At 48.6% G+C, this 18,831-nt stretch carries 20 protein-coding genes; 14 read left to right on the top strand and 6 right to left on the bottom strand.

Annotated features, from left to right (window positions below; all coding sequences use genetic code 11):
• The 8 genes from A8707_RS29650 to A8707_RS10705 all read left to right on the top strand — a co-directional run.
• Window positions 1-180: hypothetical protein (locus A8707_RS29650; RefSeq protein ID WP_231948013.1), on the top strand; the 180-nt coding region annotated here is incomplete at its 5' end.
• 150 nt (window positions 181-330) lie between these two features.
• The gene (locus A8707_RS10735; protein WP_331711700.1) at window positions 331-633 is read left to right on the top strand and encodes a V4R domain-containing protein; all 303 of its coding nucleotides are present in this window, start codon (window positions 331-333) and stop codon (window positions 631-633) included.
• Window positions 630-971, top strand: coding sequence for a hypothetical protein (locus tag A8707_RS10730; protein WP_068816812.1), 342 nt, complete (start codon window positions 630-632; stop codon window positions 969-971). Before A8707_RS10735 ends, A8707_RS10730 begins: the two co-directional genes overlap by 4 nt.
• Before the next feature lie 175 nt (window positions 972-1,146).
• Window positions 1,147-1,401: a hypothetical protein gene (locus A8707_RS10725; RefSeq protein ID WP_068816810.1), complete on the top strand. Its 255-nt coding sequence runs from the start codon at window positions 1,147-1,149 to the stop codon at window positions 1,399-1,401.
• Between the two features lie 68 nt (window positions 1,402-1,469).
• On the top strand, window positions 1,470-2,183 hold the full coding sequence (locus A8707_RS10720; protein ID WP_068816808.1) for an NnrU family protein: 714 nt from the start codon (window positions 1,470-1,472) through the stop codon (window positions 2,181-2,183).
• A 44-nt stretch (window positions 2,184-2,227) separates the two neighbouring features.
• Entirely contained in the window at window positions 2,228-2,566 is a 339-nt protein-coding gene (locus A8707_RS10715; protein ID WP_231948012.1) for a thioredoxin family protein, read from the top strand.
• A gap of 294 nt (window positions 2,567-2,860) precedes the next feature.
• Entirely contained in the window at window positions 2,861-4,939 is a 2,079-nt protein-coding gene (locus A8707_RS10710) for an NAD(P)H-quinone oxidoreductase subunit 5 (RefSeq protein WP_068816807.1), read from the top strand.
• Between the two features lie 121 nt (window positions 4,940-5,060).
• Window positions 5,061-6,653: an NAD(P)H-quinone oxidoreductase subunit 4 gene (locus A8707_RS10705; RefSeq protein ID WP_068816805.1), complete on the top strand. Its 1,593-nt coding sequence runs from the start codon at window positions 5,061-5,063 to the stop codon at window positions 6,651-6,653.
• Window positions 6,654-6,728: 75 nt separating this feature from the next.
• Here the strand turns inward: A8707_RS10705 and A8707_RS10700 are convergent, their stop codons facing one another.
• Entirely contained in the window at window positions 6,729-7,433 is a 705-nt protein-coding gene (locus tag A8707_RS10700) for a Crp/Fnr family transcriptional regulator (protein ID WP_068816803.1), read from the bottom strand.
• Window positions 7,434-8,037: 604 nt separating this feature from the next.
• Here A8707_RS10700 and A8707_RS10695 point away from each other — a divergent pair.
• Complete coding sequence (locus A8707_RS10695; RefSeq protein WP_197484724.1) at window positions 8,038-8,664, top strand: DALR anticodon-binding domain-containing protein; 627 nt, start codon at window positions 8,038-8,040, stop codon at window positions 8,662-8,664.
• Window positions 8,665-9,018: 354 nt separating this feature from the next.
• On the opposite strand, the gene A8707_RS10690 is transcribed toward A8707_RS10695, so the two are convergent.
• On the bottom strand, window positions 9,019-9,888 hold the full coding sequence (locus A8707_RS10690) for a Cof-type HAD-IIB family hydrolase (protein ID WP_068816799.1): 870 nt from the start codon (window positions 9,886-9,888) through the stop codon (window positions 9,019-9,021).
• A gap of 127 nt (window positions 9,889-10,015) precedes the next feature.
• On the opposite strand from A8707_RS10690, the gene A8707_RS10685 reads away from it, so the two are divergent.
• Window positions 10,016-10,963 carry a cation diffusion facilitator family transporter gene (locus tag A8707_RS10685; protein WP_068816798.1) on the top strand — a complete coding sequence of 316 codons (948 nt, stop codon included), beginning with the start codon at window positions 10,016-10,018 and terminating at the stop codon, window positions 10,961-10,963.
• Here A8707_RS10685 and A8707_RS10680 read toward each other — a convergent pair.
• Window positions 10,960-11,556, bottom strand: a complete 597-nt coding sequence (locus A8707_RS10680) for a peptidoglycan-binding domain-containing protein (RefSeq protein WP_068816797.1) — start codon at window positions 11,554-11,556, stop codon at window positions 10,960-10,962. The genes A8707_RS10685 and A8707_RS10680 overlap by 4 nt on opposite strands.
• 213 nt (window positions 11,557-11,769) lie before the next feature.
• Here A8707_RS10680 and lepB point away from each other — a divergent pair, with 213 nt between their 5' ends.
• On the top strand, window positions 11,770-12,354 hold the full coding sequence (gene lepB / locus A8707_RS10675; protein WP_068816796.1) for a signal peptidase I: 585 nt from the start codon (window positions 11,770-11,772) through the stop codon (window positions 12,352-12,354).
• Here lepB and A8707_RS10670 read toward each other — a convergent pair.
• A complete protein-coding gene (locus A8707_RS10670; protein ID WP_068816795.1) occupies window positions 12,351-12,887 on the bottom strand; it encodes a ComEA family DNA-binding protein in 537 nt (178 codons plus the stop codon). The genes lepB and A8707_RS10670 overlap by 4 nt on opposite strands.
• Window positions 12,888-12,898: 11 nt before the next feature.
• A complete protein-coding gene (locus A8707_RS10665) occupies window positions 12,899-13,315 on the bottom strand; it encodes an SHOCT domain-containing protein (RefSeq protein ID WP_068816794.1) in 417 nt (138 codons plus the stop codon).
• A gap of 406 nt (window positions 13,316-13,721) precedes the next feature.
• On the opposite strand from A8707_RS10665, the gene A8707_RS10660 reads away from it, so the two are divergent.
• Window positions 13,722-14,639, top strand: a complete 918-nt coding sequence (locus A8707_RS10660) for a J domain-containing protein (protein WP_068816793.1) — start codon at window positions 13,722-13,724, stop codon at window positions 14,637-14,639.
• A 293-nt stretch (window positions 14,640-14,932) separates the two neighbouring features.
• Window positions 14,933-15,250: a DUF1825 family protein gene (locus tag A8707_RS10655; protein WP_068816792.1), complete on the top strand. Its 318-nt coding sequence runs from the start codon at window positions 14,933-14,935 to the stop codon at window positions 15,248-15,250.
• Between the two features lie 39 nt (window positions 15,251-15,289).
• On the opposite strand, the gene A8707_RS10650 is transcribed toward A8707_RS10655, so the two are convergent.
• A complete protein-coding gene (locus A8707_RS10650) occupies window positions 15,290-17,200 on the bottom strand; it encodes a transglycosylase domain-containing protein (RefSeq protein ID WP_068816791.1) in 1,911 nt (636 codons plus the stop codon).
• A 304-nt stretch (window positions 17,201-17,504) separates the two neighbouring features.
• Here A8707_RS10650 and tyrS point away from each other — a divergent pair, with 304 nt between their 5' ends.
• Window positions 17,505-18,827 carry a tyrosine--tRNA ligase gene (gene tyrS / locus A8707_RS10645; protein WP_074382493.1) on the top strand — a complete coding sequence of 441 codons (1,323 nt, stop codon included), beginning with the start codon at window positions 17,505-17,507 and terminating at the stop codon, window positions 18,825-18,827.
• The last annotated feature ends 4 nt before the right edge of the window (window positions 18,828-18,831 follow it).

The following is an 18,831-nucleotide window of genomic DNA, read 5'->3' as shown; positions in this document are numbered from 1 at the left end:
TTTCTTACTTTCTTAACCCACCCTTCTGCGTGGGACAATTGCTCAGATCTTGCACCCGTCTATTCGCTGCGGTTCTGTCCCGCCCGTGAATGGAATTCCGGGCTAGCCTTGCGAAGTCCGTTGAAACGGACTGAACCTCAAACCCTCTCTCAGTCCCTTGAGTGGACTTCGCACCGCTAGACCGTGATGTTCAATCACGGGCGGGTGAATGCCAGAAACGAGAGAGGTTTAGTTCAGGTGCAAGATCTCAGCTAAACCAACTTGCTGTTCTTGCTCGAAACCTGGTGGTGACCCTTTACCTCTCAAGGCTGGGGGCGCTGGGAAATCGACATGGGCGATCGCAAGCAAGGCTTCATGTTCATTAATATCTTTGATTCTGCCGTCGCCCGAACTCTTGGCGATGTCGGTAAACCCGTTTGCTATCTCTACGCAGGCTTATTTGCCGGATTCTTCACTGAGCTAGTCAAAAAGCAACTGAGCTGCATCGAAATTCAGTGCTATTCGATGGGAGAAACGTACTGCAAGTTTCTCTTAGGCGGACAGGAACGCATTGATGCCGCCTCGTTTTGGATGAATGAAAGTGCTACTGCTAGAGACATCGAAAAGCGGCTTCGAGGGGGAGAACTGCGATGAACCGCACGACTCATCCCCCAAAGACTCAAACTTGGCTTCAGTCATCGGTTCAACAGTTTTTTAAAGCCTGCAACTGGGATGATCAGCCGATCGAGGTTCAAGAAATCCGATTTGCTTCGCTTCTTGATGACAACACTTCTCTAGATTTGACCCTCAGCGTCAGTCAATTTCTCGCCTCGATCAATTGGGCAGCCACGATCGACCTTCAAACGCCGCTCAGTTTATTAAATATTTGCCGATTCAGCGATTCTCAGTTCATCTCTATCTACTGCTCATTTATTCAAACTTCTGGCACTCGATTCTCGCCATCTTGGTGCTCTTTCTCACGAGTTGACTAAAGGAACCCTGCTAGAGTTTTTTACCCGACGACGATAGGCGATCGGTCGCTTAGAATTAGCAGTAAATCTCGATTGGGTTCTTCTAGGCTTCAGTTCCTATTCTCTAATCGCCACCGAACCAGAACATCCAAAGTCGATTCTAATCATTAATCTCAAGCCGTTAAAGCTGAACCGAATGGCGATCAAGATCACGCCAACGTTTCTAGCGGCTACTTCCTGGGGCTACATTTTGATAGATCGTCAGGGACAGATGATTTTGCTCGATCGGAATGGACAGACCCTCGATCGTAGAGCGGCTCCGGTTAATCCCTGTGTGATCGCGCCCTTTGGCAAATTTGGATTACTCCTATCCACCTGGAACGGAACCCAAGGAAATCTCTACGCGATCGATCTTGAGCCGCAGGTAGGTCAAAACTCGGAGCATTCCTGATCCCTGATCCCGGACTTCCTAATTCCCTGTAAGCTAATATCTAGTACTTTAGTTTCTGTTTCAACTCCATGCCTTACGACTGGCTTACTCCCAGCCACTTTGTTATTTTTGGACTGCTTGTTGGGTTCGCGATCGCCCACAGCGGTCTTGCCGCGCTGCGTCCCTGGGCTGAAAAACGCATCGGTGCCCGACTTTACCGAGTTGTGTTTGCCGTGGTAAGTCTAGGAATTGCTGTTCCGATGATCATCTATTTCTTTAATCATCGCTATGACGGTCTAGAGCTTTGGAATGTGAAAGGCGTTCCGGGGGTTGAGGCAATCGTCTGGATTCTCTCTGCCATCTCATTCTTTTTTCTATATCCCGCCACCTTCAATCTGCTAGAAATCGCAGCTATTCAAAAGCCTGAAGTTCATTTATACGAGTCGGGCATTATTCGCGTCACTCGGCATCCGCAAATGATTGGGCAAGTGATTTGGTGTATTGCGCATACTCTATGGTTGGGAACGACCTTTACTTTAGTGACCTCGATCGGGCTGATCCTGCATCACATCTTTGGCGTGTGGCATGGCGATCGGCGATTGCAGTTGCGGTACGGAAATGCATTTGAGTTAGTGAAAGAACGCACGTCGATCACTCCGTTTCTAGCAATCCTGCAAAACCGTCAAACCTTTGAATGGAAAGAGTTTCTTCGCCCTTCTTATCTAGGAGTTGCCGCTTTTATCTGGCTGCTCTCATGGGCACACCCAATTTTAATCGATGCAACCAGTCGTGTACCCTGGTAGGATGATCCCAAGGCAATTGTAAACACTCAATTTAAAACAAGATAATGATGCGAACTGTCATCAACGAACAGGTGTTTTCAGAAGAAGTTCTGGAATCTTCATCGCCTGTCCTTGTTCATTTTTGGGCACCGTGGTGCAGCCTGTGTCGATTGATTGAGCCTTCTTTAGCAAAACTGCGATCGGACTCAGGAGACCAAATTAAGCTCATTGGGATCAACGCCGATGAAAATCTGAAGTTAGCCAGCAGTTACAGAATTACAACTTTACCGACTGTTTTATTATTTCAAGGAGGCAAACTGCTCCACCGACTCGATAGCTATCACAAACGCGACGAGCTACGAACGGTTTTGCAGGAAGTCATTCCGACTCAAGGCAATATCTAAACTTTAATGATTGGTTTTTAATACTTAGAGTAGGGGCGATCGAGATCGATCGTCCTTATTTTTATGGAATGCGGGCGGCGATCGAGAGATTTATTCACTTCGTCTCAGATTCTTAAGATAACTAGGCTCTTTTGCCTGTCTTTCTACAGATGTTGTCTATAAACAAATTGGAAATACTATCCCGTAGAGACTTAGGCGGCAAATCTGCATCCTAGGAGTTTGGGAGAAGGGTTTCTCATATTCTCCTAAATTGACTACCCTGTATAGTAAAGAACTCTAAACTAGGCGTGAGCGATGGAACCAATTTATCAATATGCCTGGCTAATTCCCGTCTTGCCCCTGGCAGGCGCGATGATTGTTGGTCTTGGGCTGGTTTCGTTTAACAAAGACACCAACCGTCTCCGACAGGCAAACTCTATTTTGATCGTGTCGCTTTTGGGCGCTGCGATGACTTTCTCCTTTGCCCTCTTCTGGAGCCAACTCCAGGGGCATGAACCCTACACTCGCCTGTTTGAGTGGGCATCAGCCGGAGATTTTCACCTATCGATGGGCTATGTCGTTGACCCTCTAGCGTCATTGATGCTCGTGATTGTGACGACTGTAGCGTTTTTGGTGATGATCTACACCGATGGCTACATGGCGCATGATCCTGGTTATGTTCGTTTCTATGCGTATTTAAGCCTATTCAGTTCCTCAATGCTGGGGTTAGTAATTAGTCCCAACCTGGTGCAGGTCTACATCTTCTGGGAACTAGTGGGGATGTGTTCTTATTTGCTGATTGGCTTCTGGTTTAACCGCAAAGCGGCAGCAGATGCGTGTCAGAAGGCATTTGTCACAAACCGAGTCGGTGACTTTGGGTTACTGCTCGGCATTTTGGGTTTATATTGGGCGACTCGCAGTTTTGACTTTGAGGTGGTTGCAACGCGGCTTCAAGATCTCGTGGCATCGGGTGCGATCCCCGGTGCGCTCGCCGCGCTGTTTGCGATTTTAGTCTTTTTGGGTCCCGTCGCAAAATCGGCACAGTTTCCCCTACACGTCTGGCTTCCTGATGCGATGGAAGGTCCGACCCCGATCTCGGCTCTAATCCACGCCGCAACGATGGTGGCAGCAGGGGTCTTCCTCATTGCTCGGATGTTCCCCATGTTTGAAGCGATTCCGTCTGCAATGACGGTTATCTCGTGGACGGGAGCGTTTACAGCATTTTTGGGAGCCTCGATCGCCATTACCCAAAACGACATTAAGAAGGGCTTGGCTTACTCCACGATGTCCCAGTTGGGGTATATGGTGATGGCAATGGGAGTCGGCGCTTACAGCGCGGGCTTATTCCACCTGATGACCCACGCCTTCTTCAAAGCGATGCTGTTCTTGGGTTCTGGCTCTGTCATTCACGGTATGGAGAGCGCCGTCGGTCATGATGCTGCTTACGCTCAAGATATGAGAATGATGGGCGGACTGCGGAAATATATGCCGCTCACCGCTTTCACCTTTTTGGTTGGAACCCTAGCCATTTCTGGAATTCCGCCGTTTGCAGGGTTTTGGTCTAAGGACGAAATCTTAGGAGCGACGTTTGCGGCAAATCCGGTTCTCTGGATCATCGGCTATCTAACTGCTGGGATCACTGCCTTCTACATGTTCCGCATGTATTTCATGACCTTTGAAGGCAAGTTTCGGGGCAATGATACTGCCGTTAAGCAAACGATTCGCAATGAGCAACTTCAGAGTATGGGGCTGGCGTTCGGTCCCGGTGCGATGGACCCTAGAGAATTGACGATCGAGCCGACCCACGAAGAAGAATCCGCCTACGGAGAGGATCATTCTAGTCATGACCCTCATGAATCTCCGCTCTCGATGACGCTGCCATTGCTGATTTTGGCAGTGCCTTCAACGCTGATTGGCTTGGTCGGAACGCCGTTTCACAACTACTTTGAGGCGTTTATTCATGCGCCGGGTGAGACGGTGCAGCTTGCCGCAGAAGCCGGACAAGAAACGCTGTCTGAGTTTTATGTGATGGCAGGTAGCTCAGTCGGCATCTCGCTGATTGGAATCTCGATCGCCATCCTAATGTACCTACAGCAAAAGATTGATCCCAGCGCGATCGCGGCTAAGATTCCGTTCTTCTACAGGCTCTCAAAGAACAAGTGGTATATCGACGAGATCTACGACGAATTATTTGTGAAGGGAAGTCGCCGACTGGCACGCCAAGTTTTAGAGGTCGATTCCAAAGTGGTAGATGGAGTAGTCAACCTGGCTGGTTTAGCCACGCTGCTGACAGGTGAGGGGCTGAAATACCTTGAAAATGGTCGCGCTCAATTCTATGCGCTGATTATCTTCGTCGCTGTGTTGGGTCTGGTCATCTTCTCTGGCGTAACCTAAAGCCGTTGACAGAGGTTAGCGGTTAGCAGCGATCGCTAAAATCTTGCTGACTGCTAACCCTCCCATAGAAAAACATTAGCGAAATTTTTGAACCCGTAATCACTAAACCTTAAAAACTAGAATGCTAACGGCAGATTTTCCCTGGCTGACTACGATTATTTTGTTTCCGATCGCAGCCTCTTTCTTGATTCCCCTCATTCCTGATAAAGAGGGCAAAACGGTTCGCTGGTATGCCCTAGTTGTAGGATTGCTCGACTTCGCGCTGATTGTCTACGCGTTCTATACCCAATATGATTTTGCGAACCCAGATTTGCAGCTTGTCGAAAGTTATGCCTGGGTGCCGCAACTCGATTTGAACTGGTCAGTCGGTGCAGATGGTTTATCCATGCCGTTGATCATTCTGACGGGATTTATCACTACCCTGGCAATCTTGGCGGCTTGGCCCGTCACCCTTAAACCAAAGCTGTTCTATTTCTTGATGCTGGTCATGTTTGGCGGACAGATTGCGGTCTTTGCCGTACAGGATATGCTGCTGTTCTTCTTGTCATGGGAGCTTGAACTGGTTCCCATTTACTTCTTGCTGTCGATCTGGGGCGGAAAAAAACGGCTGTATGCGGCGACCAAATTTATCCTCTACACGGCGGGGGGATCGCTGTTCATTCTGGTGGCTGCACTGGCGATGGCATTTTACGGCGGAGAGGTGACCTTTGACTTCCGATCGCTGGCTGCTAAAGACTACCCTCTGATCTTCCAACTGTGGATCTACACGGCATTTCTGATCGCCTACGCGGTTAAGTTGCCGATCATTCCCCTACACACTTGGTTGCCGGATGCCCACGGAGAAGCGACCGCCCCCGTTCACATGCTGCTAGCAGGAATTTTGCTGAAGATGGGCGGCTATGCTCTCATTCGGATGAATGCCGAAATGCTCCCGGCGGCTCATGCCACAGTTGCGCCTGCCTTGGTCGTATTAGGAGTCGTCAACATTATTTATGCGGCACTCACGTCCTTTGCTCAACGCAACCTCAAACGCAAGATTGCCTATTCGTCGATTTCCCACATGGGGTTTGTGCTGATTGGGATCGCTTCGTTCACCGATTTGGGCTTGAGCGGTGCGGTGCTGCAAATGGTCTCTCACGGTTTGATTGGCGCAAGTCTATTCTTCCTAGTGGGGGCAACCTACGATCGGACTCACACCCTGATGCTCGATGAAATGGGCGGCGTGGGTAAGCAAATGCCCAAAATTTTCTCAATGTTCACCGCCTGTTCCCTCGCATCTCTGGCAATGCCTGGTATGAGCGGATTTGTGGCTGAACTGATGGTGTTTGTTGGGTTTGCCACCAGCGACGCATACAGTCTGACCTTCCGAGTGATTATTGTGTGTTTAGCGGCGATCGGAGTTGTCTTGACCCCGATTTACCTCCTCTCAATGCTGCGAGAAATCTTCTATGGACCTGAGAACAAAGAACTGACTTCTCACGAAGTTCTAGTCGATGCGGAGCCGCGCGAGGTGTTCATCATTGCCAGCTTGCTGATCCCCATTATTGGCATTGGCTTCTACCCCAAGCTGTTGACTCAAATCTACGATGCTAAAACGATTCAGCTAACGGCTCGGCTTCGAGGTCAAGTGCCCACATTGGCACTTCAGCAAAACCAAAAGCCTGTGGCAATGCAGCCCTTTAGCGAATCTGTTCAGGCTCCTGAAATTCGATAAGCTGGCTAGTATGACAAAAGAGGCAGGAAGTATTCATCACTTCTTGCCTCTTTTATTGGAACCTATTCAGAAGTTTTAGGCGTTCCGAGTTGTCAAAACCGAATCAGTCGGCAAGCAGAGCAGATTATCGCCCTGAGTGCGAATCATGCCTTTTTGACGCAGTTTGCCCATCAGACGAGTTACCGTCACCCGCGTAGACCCGATCGCGCTGCCAATCTGAGCATGAGTTAACGGAAAGGGCAAACAATAGCCTTCATCGGTCGGCTCACCATACTCTTCAATTAGCAGGGTGAGAAAGCCTAGAAGACGGTCGATCGTACGACGCTGACCCAAGGTGCTCAACCAGAGAAGCTTGCGCTGATGCTGATAGCGGAAGGCATCTAGCACTTCGCGGCGGAAGTGAGGCCAGTTGTCTAAGTCGTGCCAATACATCCAAATCACAGAGGTCTGATCGACGTGGGCATAGCTCTGCAAGGTAAACGGAGACTGTGCAACGATTTCAAAGGGTTGACCTGTGCCTACAAAGCCCAAAAACGCCTCTTCTGGACTAATTCGAGCCAGCCGAGTAGGGGTAGTGCCCGTTGCGTTTACCTGAGCCGTGCCCACCAGTCGGACCGCCCCTTTCTGAACGAGATAAAGCAGACCTGGACGGGTCGGAACCTTTTCGTCTTTGTTAAAAGAGCGAACTCGGTAGTGTTCTTGCGCCCAGTCAATAATCCGTTGCCAGGTTAAAAATGGACGAGACGCTTCAGAATTTTGTTGGGGAGGTACTGAGTACATAAGTTAGTTGGAGGACAATGTGAGAACTTTGACAAGCGCTGAGTAGTCAGCAAAACCGAAGAATAGCCGCATCTTTAATCGGGATGGAGACAGGGCGAAAGAAATTCACATACTTATAGCATTCTTGGCATTTTTACTGACGTATCAATAATATAAAAATCTGACTTCCCAGTTTGCAAAACTTCAGTAATGATAACCACACTCAGTAGAAGTGACTATCGAACTCAAGGATTTTTAAGCGAACCTCATTTCATCTGAGATATCAACCGTAGATACTATGACTGATGGCTTACATAAGATTGCTTATCTTACGCTTCGCACATTGTTGCGGGCCGAACTTTACGAAGTAACCTACCCTCAGGTAGATGTTGCGGTAAAAAAGGTGTTGCCGAATACGACTCAAGATCACGTTGATTTTTCCAAAGCTACGACTCTCCTAATGTTGACCTCGCTCAAACAGGTGAAAGATGGGAGGTTTAGAGCCGTTTATGAGTCATCGATCGCTCTACAGCTTTCCTCAGTGTTACGGAGAAACGCCTTAGACATAGCGTATCAAATCTTAGATGCATTTCACTCAAGAAACGTAAATTTTTGTCAAGGGAATATGACAACGGCTGAAAGAGTTCTCAGTGATTTTACAGGAAAGGTCTTTTCTAATGGACTGCTTCAGTTTGAGTTGGGCGATCGTGGCTTGTCGATTTGGTTGCAGTGCCTAATGAAGCCTCCATCGCGATCGCACCCAGACAAACCCGTGCCAGTCTCGATCGACTTACTAGAAGACAAGAGAGGGCTGTTTGTTTGTCAACACAGCCATGCCCGTTGCTGCTCTCTGTTGCGCCACGCCCACGGGTCAACGATTACCTTAAATCGTTTGGACAACGCTCTAAATGATCCCTGGGTGATTCTCGATCCTGACCCAATTCCCTGGCTGGCGGCTGACGGAGAGATTTCTCTAATTCATCCAGTAGAACAGAGATTAATGTCTCAAATCGTGACGATCGCAGATGATTTTTCTGATTTAATGACAAACTCTCGGTCTTGTTTAGCGTCTGCAATCTCCCTCAGTCAATCTTTTCAAGATTTTTATCAAGCGTGTCAAATCTTTGGAGCACCTTCAGAGCCGTCGCTGAAACTCTCTCAAGGTAGATTAGGTTTAGTAATGATCACGCAGCGCTTTTTAAATCAGTTAATTGAAGGTGGGCTAAACGAAGATGCGCCTTCTGAACTTTGACATCAAAAATTTTCACCGATCGGTAGACAGGTGCAATGTAAAGTCAACGTGTAGGGATGGGTTTAAGCTCCGTTCAACCCGCTGAGAATTCTATTTTTGAGCATTGAGCGGAGCCTAAACGGGTCTTACCGTTCATTTTGTCCGTCTGCGACGTGCTTGCTGCATGATCAGAAGCGACATAGAGATGTCATGAAAGCGTCATAAGTTATTGTTATCCCTTAAGCGATGACAAATTCAAACAACTCAGCTAAAGTATCGATGTGTGAGGAGCGAACCAGTTAAGAGCACCGAGACGAAACACGGTCAGTCGTCGGTGCTCTTTCTGATTTTAAAGGTCACACAACTTTTAAGAATTCAAGATTGCAGCACAAATTCTTCAATTGCAGCGGCTGCACCATCCATCTCTACGGTTGGAGCGACCCAACTGGCGATCGCTTGCACAGCTTCGGGCGCGTTGCCCATCGCAACCCCGACTCCTGCATATTCAATCATTTCGACATCATTGAAGTTATCTCCGATCGCCATCACGTTTTCTGCCTTGAGTCCCAGCAGGTCTTCAGCGAGATAGCGGACGGCGGCTCCCTTATTGACAGCAGGATTAGTTGCTTCAAAAAACGTCGCGACAGATTTTGTTAAATACAGTTCAGCAGGCGTATGTTGCGCTTGAAGTGATCCCAATAAGTGATCGATCAGGTCAATATCATCGCTGAGTGCCAAAACTTTGGTCGGCTCGGTTGAAAGAGTGCGCCGCAGATCACCCACTGCAATCGGTTGAATGCCCGATCGCTCTGCATAGGCTTTGGTTTCGGGAGTGATCTCACGCACGTATAGCTCGTCGTTGATGTAGAAATGCACCGAGAGCAGCGATCGCAGGTGAGGCTGCTCAAAATAATCCAGTAGACTCAGCACCTGCTCTTTAGGCACTGACCAGTGACGATCGGGCTTTTCAGTTCCAGGAGTCTGCACCCACGCGCCTTGGTAGGCAACGAGCGGCAGCGTAGATTTAACCTGTTGATGAAAGCGCAGCGCCGATCGAAACATTCTTCCGGTGACGATCGCCACCTGCACGCCTTTTTTTTGAGCAGCGCGGATCGCTCCTAACACAGGTTCACGGATATCATTAGATTTGCCCGCGATCGTGCCATCAATATCTAGCGCCAAAAGCCGGATGTCTGACTTGACGGACTGCTGCATGGTGACTGCTCCCTTTTTGAGTTTTTCCATCTATTTAAGTGTCGTGTAGCTCATTAGAAATGCAGCTCACTACTGCTTAGAAACACCAGCGATTTAATGGTCTTTCACCGTCTGATTAAGTGTTTTAGAAAACAAATTCCGTGGTAGTTTGGGGGGCATGGCTGAAGTTAGAAATCCCCGTGGGGTGAGTCGTCAGGTTTTGTTTGTCACGCTCTGGCTAACGCTGCTCGTGTTGGCAGTAAAAGTGTGGGCAGGTTGGGCAACCCGATCGCTGAGTCTTCTGGCAGAAGCACTTCACACGGTCATTGATAGCTTTAGCACAGTTCTCAGCTTAATCGCAGTTTCGACTCCTCATCGCATCTCTGGCAGAGAAATCTGGGGGCACGGGCGACTCGAAGCCACGTTAGCGCTAATGCTCTCCGCAGTGCTAGGGTTTGCCTGCTTTAGCTTATTAGGGCTATCTGTTCAACAGCTCGGCACGACTCAAGATTTGACCTCACTGCTGCCCGTCAGAATATCGCTGCCGCTGATTGGGCTGCTGACGATCGTATTTTTAGCCAGTTTGGGGTTGGCATCCTTTCAAAAGCATTTAGCCAAAACCCTAGAAAGCACAGCCCTAAGAGTAAATGCCAATCAAATTCTTCAAGACGCGTGGTTAACGTTAGTGGTGTTGATCGGATTGATCGGCATCTGGAAAGGCTATCGCTGGCTCGATCCGCTAATCGCGATCGGCATGGTTTTGACCGCCGTGATCAGCGGTTGGCGAGTGCTCAATTGGCAACTTCCGCTAATGGTGCGGCAAACGGCGATCGCGCCAGAAGCCATTTCTCAACTGGTTAAACAGGTGCAAGGCATCGTCACTTGCTATCAGATTCGATCGCGCGGCATTGTCGGTCGTCAAGTGTTGATCGAAATGCGGCTCGTTCTGCACCCCGAATTTATAGGCGCGAGTCAGTGGATTATGGAGCAGATCGAAGCCACCATTCGAGAGCACTATGGACCCGTGCAAGTGTGGATGGAAATCGACGACGATCGCGATGAGCTTCACCCATCCGATGAGCGAGCACGATCGCAGAATCCCAGCCGAAAACTGGACTGGAACTAAAGAAGTTTGAGCACTGCGTCAATAAACTGCGAATCAGAGAGAGTTCCCTGCTGTCGAAGCTGTTTTAGGGTGATGAGCGTCGATCGCAGGTCTGATCCTGATGGCATCGGTGTCGGTGTAGGCGATGGAATTGGAGGTTTCCCAATAATTTGTCTAGCATCATCATCGGCTTGCTTACGAATTGAGCGCGTTGCAATTCCAGTGACCAAAAGGCTGCGGTTTCTCTGATAAGTCTTGACCGCGTTGAGCGTCTGATTGAAATATTTACCCGTAATAGGAAGCTGAGTTTGCAAGACGATTTTGAGGTTGTTTTGCAAAATTCTGACGGTTTCTTCTACTTTTTCTTGAAGATCGGGTCCGTTTTGCCCTGTGGCAGCTAGGGTGTTATCAAGTTGAAACTGAAAGATCGCCGATCGAGTGTAAGCATCAAGACTTTGAAGATCACGCAGCGGGGTAAGATCACAGTTAATGGTGCCCAAAACATCTCGATCGCAAGCCCCATTGAGATTTCCCAACCCTAGTAAACCTCTAGAACCCAGGTAGTAACCCAACCCATCCAAATTGGTTCTTAGTTCTGCAAGTGTCAATGTCATAACCGTTTAGCTCCTCGTTGCTGAGACAGGCAGATTCGTTAAAAACACAGCCGTAAGGTAACTCTGCCATTTCAGGTGTATTCAAATTCTAGTTTGAATCGGGGATCAGTCAAATGCGAGTCACAGGCAGTTGATTGTGGATTAGCAGAGATTTTCCGTTAACCTGATTACTACTGCGTCTAATCGTACGATCGCACTCTCTAATCTTCAACCATGACCTCTGAACCCACCACAGAAACAACGTCTGCTTCAGTCACTTCTAAGCCACCCTCAAAGTTAAAAGCGCTGTGGGAAAACCTTCAGATTCTCATCGTTGCCCTGGTTTTGGCACTTTTAGTTCGAGCTTATATTGCAGAGCCGCGATTTATTCCGTCAGACTCGATGGTGCCGACGTTGCAGGTGGGCGATCGCTTGGTCGTCGAGAAGATTTCTTATCGGCTCCATTTGCCTGAATTTGGGGACATTGTGGTGTTTGATCCGCCCCCTCAGCTACAGCGACAGGGATATAAGAAAGATCAAGCTTTCATCAAGCGGATCATTGGACAACCTGGACAAACGATCGAGATTAAGAACGGCAAGGTTTTGGTCGATAATCAGCCTCTTCAAGAATCGTATATTGCAGAGTCACCGAGCTATATCATGAAGCCTGCCCAAGTTCCTGAAGGGGCGTTTTTTGTAATGGGTGATAATCGCAACAACAGCAACGACTCCCACGTCTGGGGATTTTTACCCAAAGAGAATATCATCGGTCGCGCCTGGGTGCGGTTTTATCCGTTCGATCGCGTGGGCAAAGTCTAAAAGCTAAGATAGTGCATCAAATTAGCGACGAGTTGACTCGGCAAAGACAATCGCTGCTGTAGGTCAGCCAAGTTTTTGTAGGTGCCATTCGTCGATCGATTTTGAACGATTGTTCTTGCTAAAACAGGTTTGATTCCTGGAATTTGTCCGAGAGTCTCGATCGTCGCTGTATTCGGATTGATGCGCTGAATTAGACAAAGGCTTTCAGAATCGTAATAACAGAATTGCAGAATCGATTCTAAGGGCTTGAGACGCTGAATCGAAAGTCCTAAAGCGGCAGCCACATCTTCGACACAGTAGAACTGCACCCCAGACGCTGAGAGTTGAGTCAGCATTCGCGCCTGATGAATCGACAAACCGGGCAACCTCAGCCAATCATCAATGGTCGCTTGTTGAACATCGATATAGATTCCTAACGAAACGGCTAAACGAATCTCGTCTAAAGACTGAAAGCGGTAGTAAGGATCGTCTCGGATGCGGGATTTGAGCGACCGCCCCGGCAATTTCAATGCCAACCAGTTTAAAAAAGCCATCCAACCGTGTCCTAACGAATCCGATCGAGCAATTGTCGTCGCTTTTGCTCAAACTCATATTCTGTGATTAATCCATCTTGCCGCAGTTGATCTAAATGGCGCATGGCATCGGCGATCGTCACGACTTTTTCGGCGATAACAGGTTCGTGGGTGCCAATTGTCCCCAGTTCTGATGCCAATTCACTATTAAAGTTTTGGTTAAACTCGTCTGGGTCTTGAATTAAATACCAAACGGCTTCGATGACTCCTGCGATCGAGCCGATCGGGGTGAATGCGAACAGAATATACAGAAGCCCCCACCATTTTTGTCCTAGATAGAATTTATGTAGCCCTGCCAGATGCAGCGATACGCCAAATAACGGGAGCGGGGCAACCCCTACCAGCGCCAAAATTGCGGCAATTTTTCGATTCTTCGGCTGACTCAACATACAAAAAATGCTCTTATAAGGCGATAAAATTAGAGAAGAGAACCGTTTCTTTGAAAGTCAACTCAAACGGATCGCTGCTTGCCGTAGGTCACGATATTGCGTCATATTCTCCGGTTTTGCTGAGACAGAGAGGAAACATTGAGTACATTAGGAGTATAGACTTCTGCTAAAAATTCGCTAGAAGTTCTTAGTCAGAGCGGCTGCATCTCCACGTTGTTAATCTACCTCGATCGCTGATCTCCCCCACATCAGCGAAATCGTTCGTCTACTCTTGTGCAGACAAGTCTATTTCACTATAAATAATACAGGCGTTTTCTGAAGCCTTTGGGTGTAATCGAGCCAGCACCTGACAGCGTGCGGCGAAATTTTTGGATGAATTTGTTTGATGGTTGAGGACTGACGATCGATGCTCCATTCTTTCTCGCCAGACTGGTTGAAGAAACTGTCAGATCCCTATGCAGTGCTAGGAGTGTCTGTCGTCGCCGACGATCGGCGAGTGCTTAAGCGATATCGACTCGTCGCTAAGATCTTGCATCCTGACAGCTATGCGTCAACTGATCCTGCAACCGGGGAACTTGCTACCCAACTATTTGCCCGACTAATCAACCCGGCTTATCAGCAAGTCAAGCAAGAAAAAGGACGCACCGAAGCGGTGGCAATGCTGCGATTTCAGGTGCGACGAATGCTGCGCGAATCGACTCTCGTGCCTCAAAGTCAAGCGGCACGAGAGTTAAGTCAAAAATCTGTGCAGGAAGCCGACGTTTTTTATGAACAAGCGATCGCCCAACTAGCTGAGATTCAATATCAATCACTCGACCAGTTTGAGGAAGTCACTCAGCAGATCAATGAGCTAAACCTCGTCTATCTCCAACTCAAGATGGGCGATGTGTTCATTCGAGAAAAGCGGCAGGGTGTGGTGCCCGTTTCGACTGAAATGCAGGCTGCGCCATCGGTTGATCGGTCTGCTTCTGGCGCTGTTCAGACCGACTATGCGCGTCGTCACTATGAGCGATCGCAGGAATATGTTAAACGAGAAGAGTGGGTGCAGGCGGTTTCAGAGCTAAAAGATGCGGTGAAAATGGAGCCGAAAAAGGCAGAATATCATGCGCTGCTGGGTTATTCCTACCTTCGCCAAAAAATGATGGGCATGGCGAAAGCGCATATTCGGCGAGCACTCGAACTTAACCCCAACGATCCATTAGCCTCAAATCTGGCACCCAAACTCAAAATTGACGGGTCTGCCTCCACCGCCCCTCCAGCGTCCAATTCTTCCAACAAAGATAAGAAGCGTAAAGGACTGTTTGACATTTTTCGTCGCCCCTAGTGGAGTGAATTAAATTAAGGTCAGTCATTGCAAAATGGGGTTGCCCTCCTCACGAAGTGGGGCGAATCCCTCGCCTAACCCTTCTCCTTAGGGAGAAGGAGAACTATAGGTTTGCTCCCTCTCCTTAGGGAGAGGGTTGGGGTGAGGGAGAATTCGGTTTTATTCAATCCCCGATTTTTAGTGGAGTCGGTAGGGGAAACACTACTTAACTCAACCAAGTTGCTGCCTTAAAATAATCGTTATTGATTAACATCAAGTTTTTACTTAACTGAGAGACTCAGGCGATTGAAGCGATGGGATTTTTTGATTCTGAGATTGTTCAAGAAGAAGCCAAGCGATTGTTTGAAGACTACCAATCTCTAACCCAGTTAGGGAGTAGCTATGGTAAGTTCGATCGCGAAGGCAAAAAAATGTATATCGAACAAATGGAAGCGATGATGGATCGCTACCGAGTATTTATGAAGCGTTTTGAGCTATCGGAAGACTTCTCAGCCCAGATGACGGTAGAGCAGCTCAAAACTCAACTCGGTCAGTTTGGCATCACGCCCCAGCAGATGTTTGATCAGATGAACATGACCCTAGAGCGAATGAAAAAAGAGATTGAGCGGTAGGGGTCAGATTGCGTTTAGATACAGACCCCAGAATCTTGCTTAGGGTCGATCGAACTCTGATGCGGGCTTAAAGTTTTCAACGGGCACACCTTGAAGCGCTTGCTGCATGTAGTCGCGCCAGATTGGAGCCACGAAGTGACCGCCTGTTGCGCCATAGCCGAGAGGTCTATAGTTGTCGTTGCCCACCCACACCGCTGTCGCGAGTTGCGGCACATAGCCCACAAACCAGATATCGCGCTCAGAAGAGGTCGTTCCCGTTTTTCCGGCGGCAGGGCGACCAATTTGCGCTGCGGTTGCGGTGCCTCGCGAGACTACACCTTGGAGGGTATCGTTTAGAGAAGCCGCTGCCCACGAATCGAGAACCAGTCGCGGTTTGGGCGTGTTGTCTAACAGCACATTTCCACTGCTGTCTGTTACCTGCACGATCAGCGTTGGGTCTGAATACCAGCCGTTGCTGGCAAAGGTGGCATAGGCTCCTGCCATTTCTAGCGGGGTCAGATCCACGGCTCCTAGCGGCAGAGAAATCACCGGGTCGATCGGGCTTTTAATCCCAAGGCTGCGGCAAATTTCTATGACTTTATTCAGTCCCACTTCTTGCCCCAATTTTACGGCAGGCACGTTGCGCGAAATTTCCAGCGCTTTCCGAATGGTAATGGCTCCGGCAAACGTGCCGTCATAGTTGCGAGGAGAATACGTCTCGTTGCCGTCAGGATAGCTGACGGGCGAATCGTAGACGGTTGAATCTGGCGTGTATTTGCCTGATGCGAAGGCAGCGTAATAGATAAATGGCTTAAACGAAGATCCTGGCTGTCTTTGCGCATTCATCGCTCGGTTGAATTGGCTCTTTTTGTAGTTAATGCCGCCTACCATCGCTTTAATGAAATGAGTGCGGGGATCAACGGAGACGATCGCCATCTGATCGGCGTAGACTCCTTCATAGTTGAGGGTCTGAATCCATCGTCGAGCCGTGTCTTCGCCAATGCGCTGAAGTCTGGAGTCGATCGTGGTTTGAATTCGCATTCCACCTTTGAGCACAGCATCGCGCCCAAATTTTTTGGTCAACTCTTCCACCACAGCATCGGTCACATAAGGCATCTCACTCGATTGGAAAGAGGTGCGCTTACCGAGTTTGATCGGCTGCTTTCGGGCAGCCGCTTCTTCTTGAGGCGTAATCCACTTCAACTCCACCATTCGGTGCAGCACGTCATGCTGACGACGAGTGGCGGCTTTGAGATCGACTAGAGGACTCAGCGCTTCGGGCGACTGAATCAGCCCTGCCATCATTGCCGATTCTGCGAGGTTGAGATCTGAGGCGGGTTTGGCAAAATAAGTTTGAGCAGCCGTTTGCACGCCGTAGGTGTTGTGTCCCCAATAAACCTGATTGAGGTAGAGTTCTAGAATCTGGTCTTTTTTAAAGATCTGCTCGATTCTCAGCGCTAAAACGGCTTCTGCAACTTTGCGGCTAAAGGCACGTTTGGGCGAGAGAAACAGGTTCTTTACTAACTGCATCGTCAGCGTCGAACCACCCTCAACCGTGCGCCCGTGGTTGAAGTTTTGGCTAAATGCCCGCGCCACCGCTCCCACGTTTACACCTTGGTGTGAGTAAAAATAGCTGTCTTCGATCGCGATCACCGCTCGCTTTAAGTGGGGAGAAATCTTGTCAAGCGGCACGACTTCCCGGTTGGCTTCACCGTGGATGCTGGCAAGCTGCTTGCCCTTAATGTCATAAATGTGCGTCGTTTCGCTAGGGGTATAGGTTTGCAGCACTCTCACATCGGGCAGATTGCGGAAGCTAATGGCTAGACCGACCAACCCGCCTGCCACCACCGCACTGGTCAGCGTGGTCAGCCCTAACAGGGTGCCTCCTGTGACCTTGCCGACCGTCTGAACGAACTGAATCGTAGAATCAGGGTCTTTTTTCTGATTTTGTCTAAGGGTGTTGGCTGCCACGACGCTCTCTCTTTATAAAAATAAAAGGGTGAAACGATGAATGAAGAACTAATTTTAGAAAAGTCTAAAAGTCTTAAAGTAAAACCTATTTACAGTAAAGTTTCACTAAATCGCCCTCAGTAGGATAGTGGACACTTGAAGAAGTGAACCAAGTTTGTAAACAGAATGAGAGCAGACGCACGTTTCTTGACTCAAAGCTGACACTAAATATAGTAGGCTGACTTAATTAGAGCTTGAATTTTAGCAAGTGAGCCTGTCTAGCGCAAAGGGATAGTACCGTAAATTTTTGTCGATCGCACCTTCTATGTCGAACTCCTTCCCCTGGCTGCATCGAGGCATTCACGAAATTTTTCCCGATCAGCCTGAGTCTAAAAGCCCTGATGAAAATCTAGAGCAACGGTTGATTCAGAGTAACCGCCCGCTGCGAATTAAGCTAGGAATTGACCCTACGGGCACGGATATTCATCTCGGTCATAGCCTTTTGTTTAGAAAGCTACGATCGTTTCAAGATGCAGGTCATACGGCAGTTTTGATTATCGGTGACTTTACGGCTCGGATCGGCGACCCAACGGGCAAGTCAGAAGTTCGGAAACAGTTGACCGAGGAACAAGTCGCTGCCAATGCTGAGACGTATCTTAAGCAGGTGCGCCCTATCTTGGATTTTGACACACCGGGAAGATTAGAGGTTCGCTATAACTCGGAGTGGTTATCAAAACTTGACCTTCCTCAAACGCTAGAACTGCTGGCAACGATGACGGTCGGGCAAATGCTTGCCAAAGAAGGATTTGCAGAGCGTTATAAGCAGGGAACCGCAATTTATTTGCATGAGTTCTTGTATCCATTAATGCAGGGTTACGATTCGGTTGCAGTGCAGTCTGACGTTGAGCTAGGCGGAACCGATCAGAAATTCAACCTGGCAGTCGGGCGAGACTTACAGAGGCATTTTGGACAAACTCCGCAGTTTGGGCTGTTGATGCCGATTTTAATCGGGACGGATGGCGTTCAAAAAATGTCAAAGTCGATCGGCAACTATGTCGGCTTGTCGGAAGATGCGCTGAGTATGTACTCGAAACTAGAGAAAACTCCTGATGCGCTAATTTTGCAATATTTTGAGTTACTTACTGATCTACCGTTAGATCAATTGCCAGAAGGAGCGCGCGATCGTCAAAAACGTCTCGCGTTAGAAATTGTCAGCCAATATCGGGGTCGAGAAGCCGCGCTAGACGCTCAAAAGGCAGCAGGTGAATTAGTCCGAGGTGGCATCGTTCAACTCCGAGGCAGCATCGTTCAACCGCAATCCATAACAGGTTCATTAATCGTTAAAGAGGCGGATGGTAGTGTACTAAGCCCAGTTGTCAGTGATACAACCTTTATCGTGCCAAACGATGATATCGTGCCAAAATTTTCGTTGGCACCCATTCAGTTTCCCGTTAAGGCTTTCTATCTAGTCAGCGCCAGTGGTCTGTGTAAGACTAGCTCTGAAGCCCGTCGTCACATTCAAGGCGGCGCAGTCAGATTAGAGGGCGACAAACTGACATCACTAGACTTGACCTTTGAGTCTCCTGATGAGTTAGTTGGCAAAGTTCTTCAGCTCGGAAAAAACAAATTTGTGCGATTCGTGCCTTAAAATC

It is taken from the genome of Phormidesmis priestleyi BC1401, assembly GCF_001650195.1.
Classification (GTDB): Bacteria; Cyanobacteriota; Cyanobacteriia; order Leptolyngbyales; family Leptolyngbyaceae; genus Phormidesmis_A; species Phormidesmis_A priestleyi_B.
The sequence above is the reverse complement of the archived record's forward strand: the minus strand, read 5'-3'. Positions and strand labels throughout refer to the sequence as shown.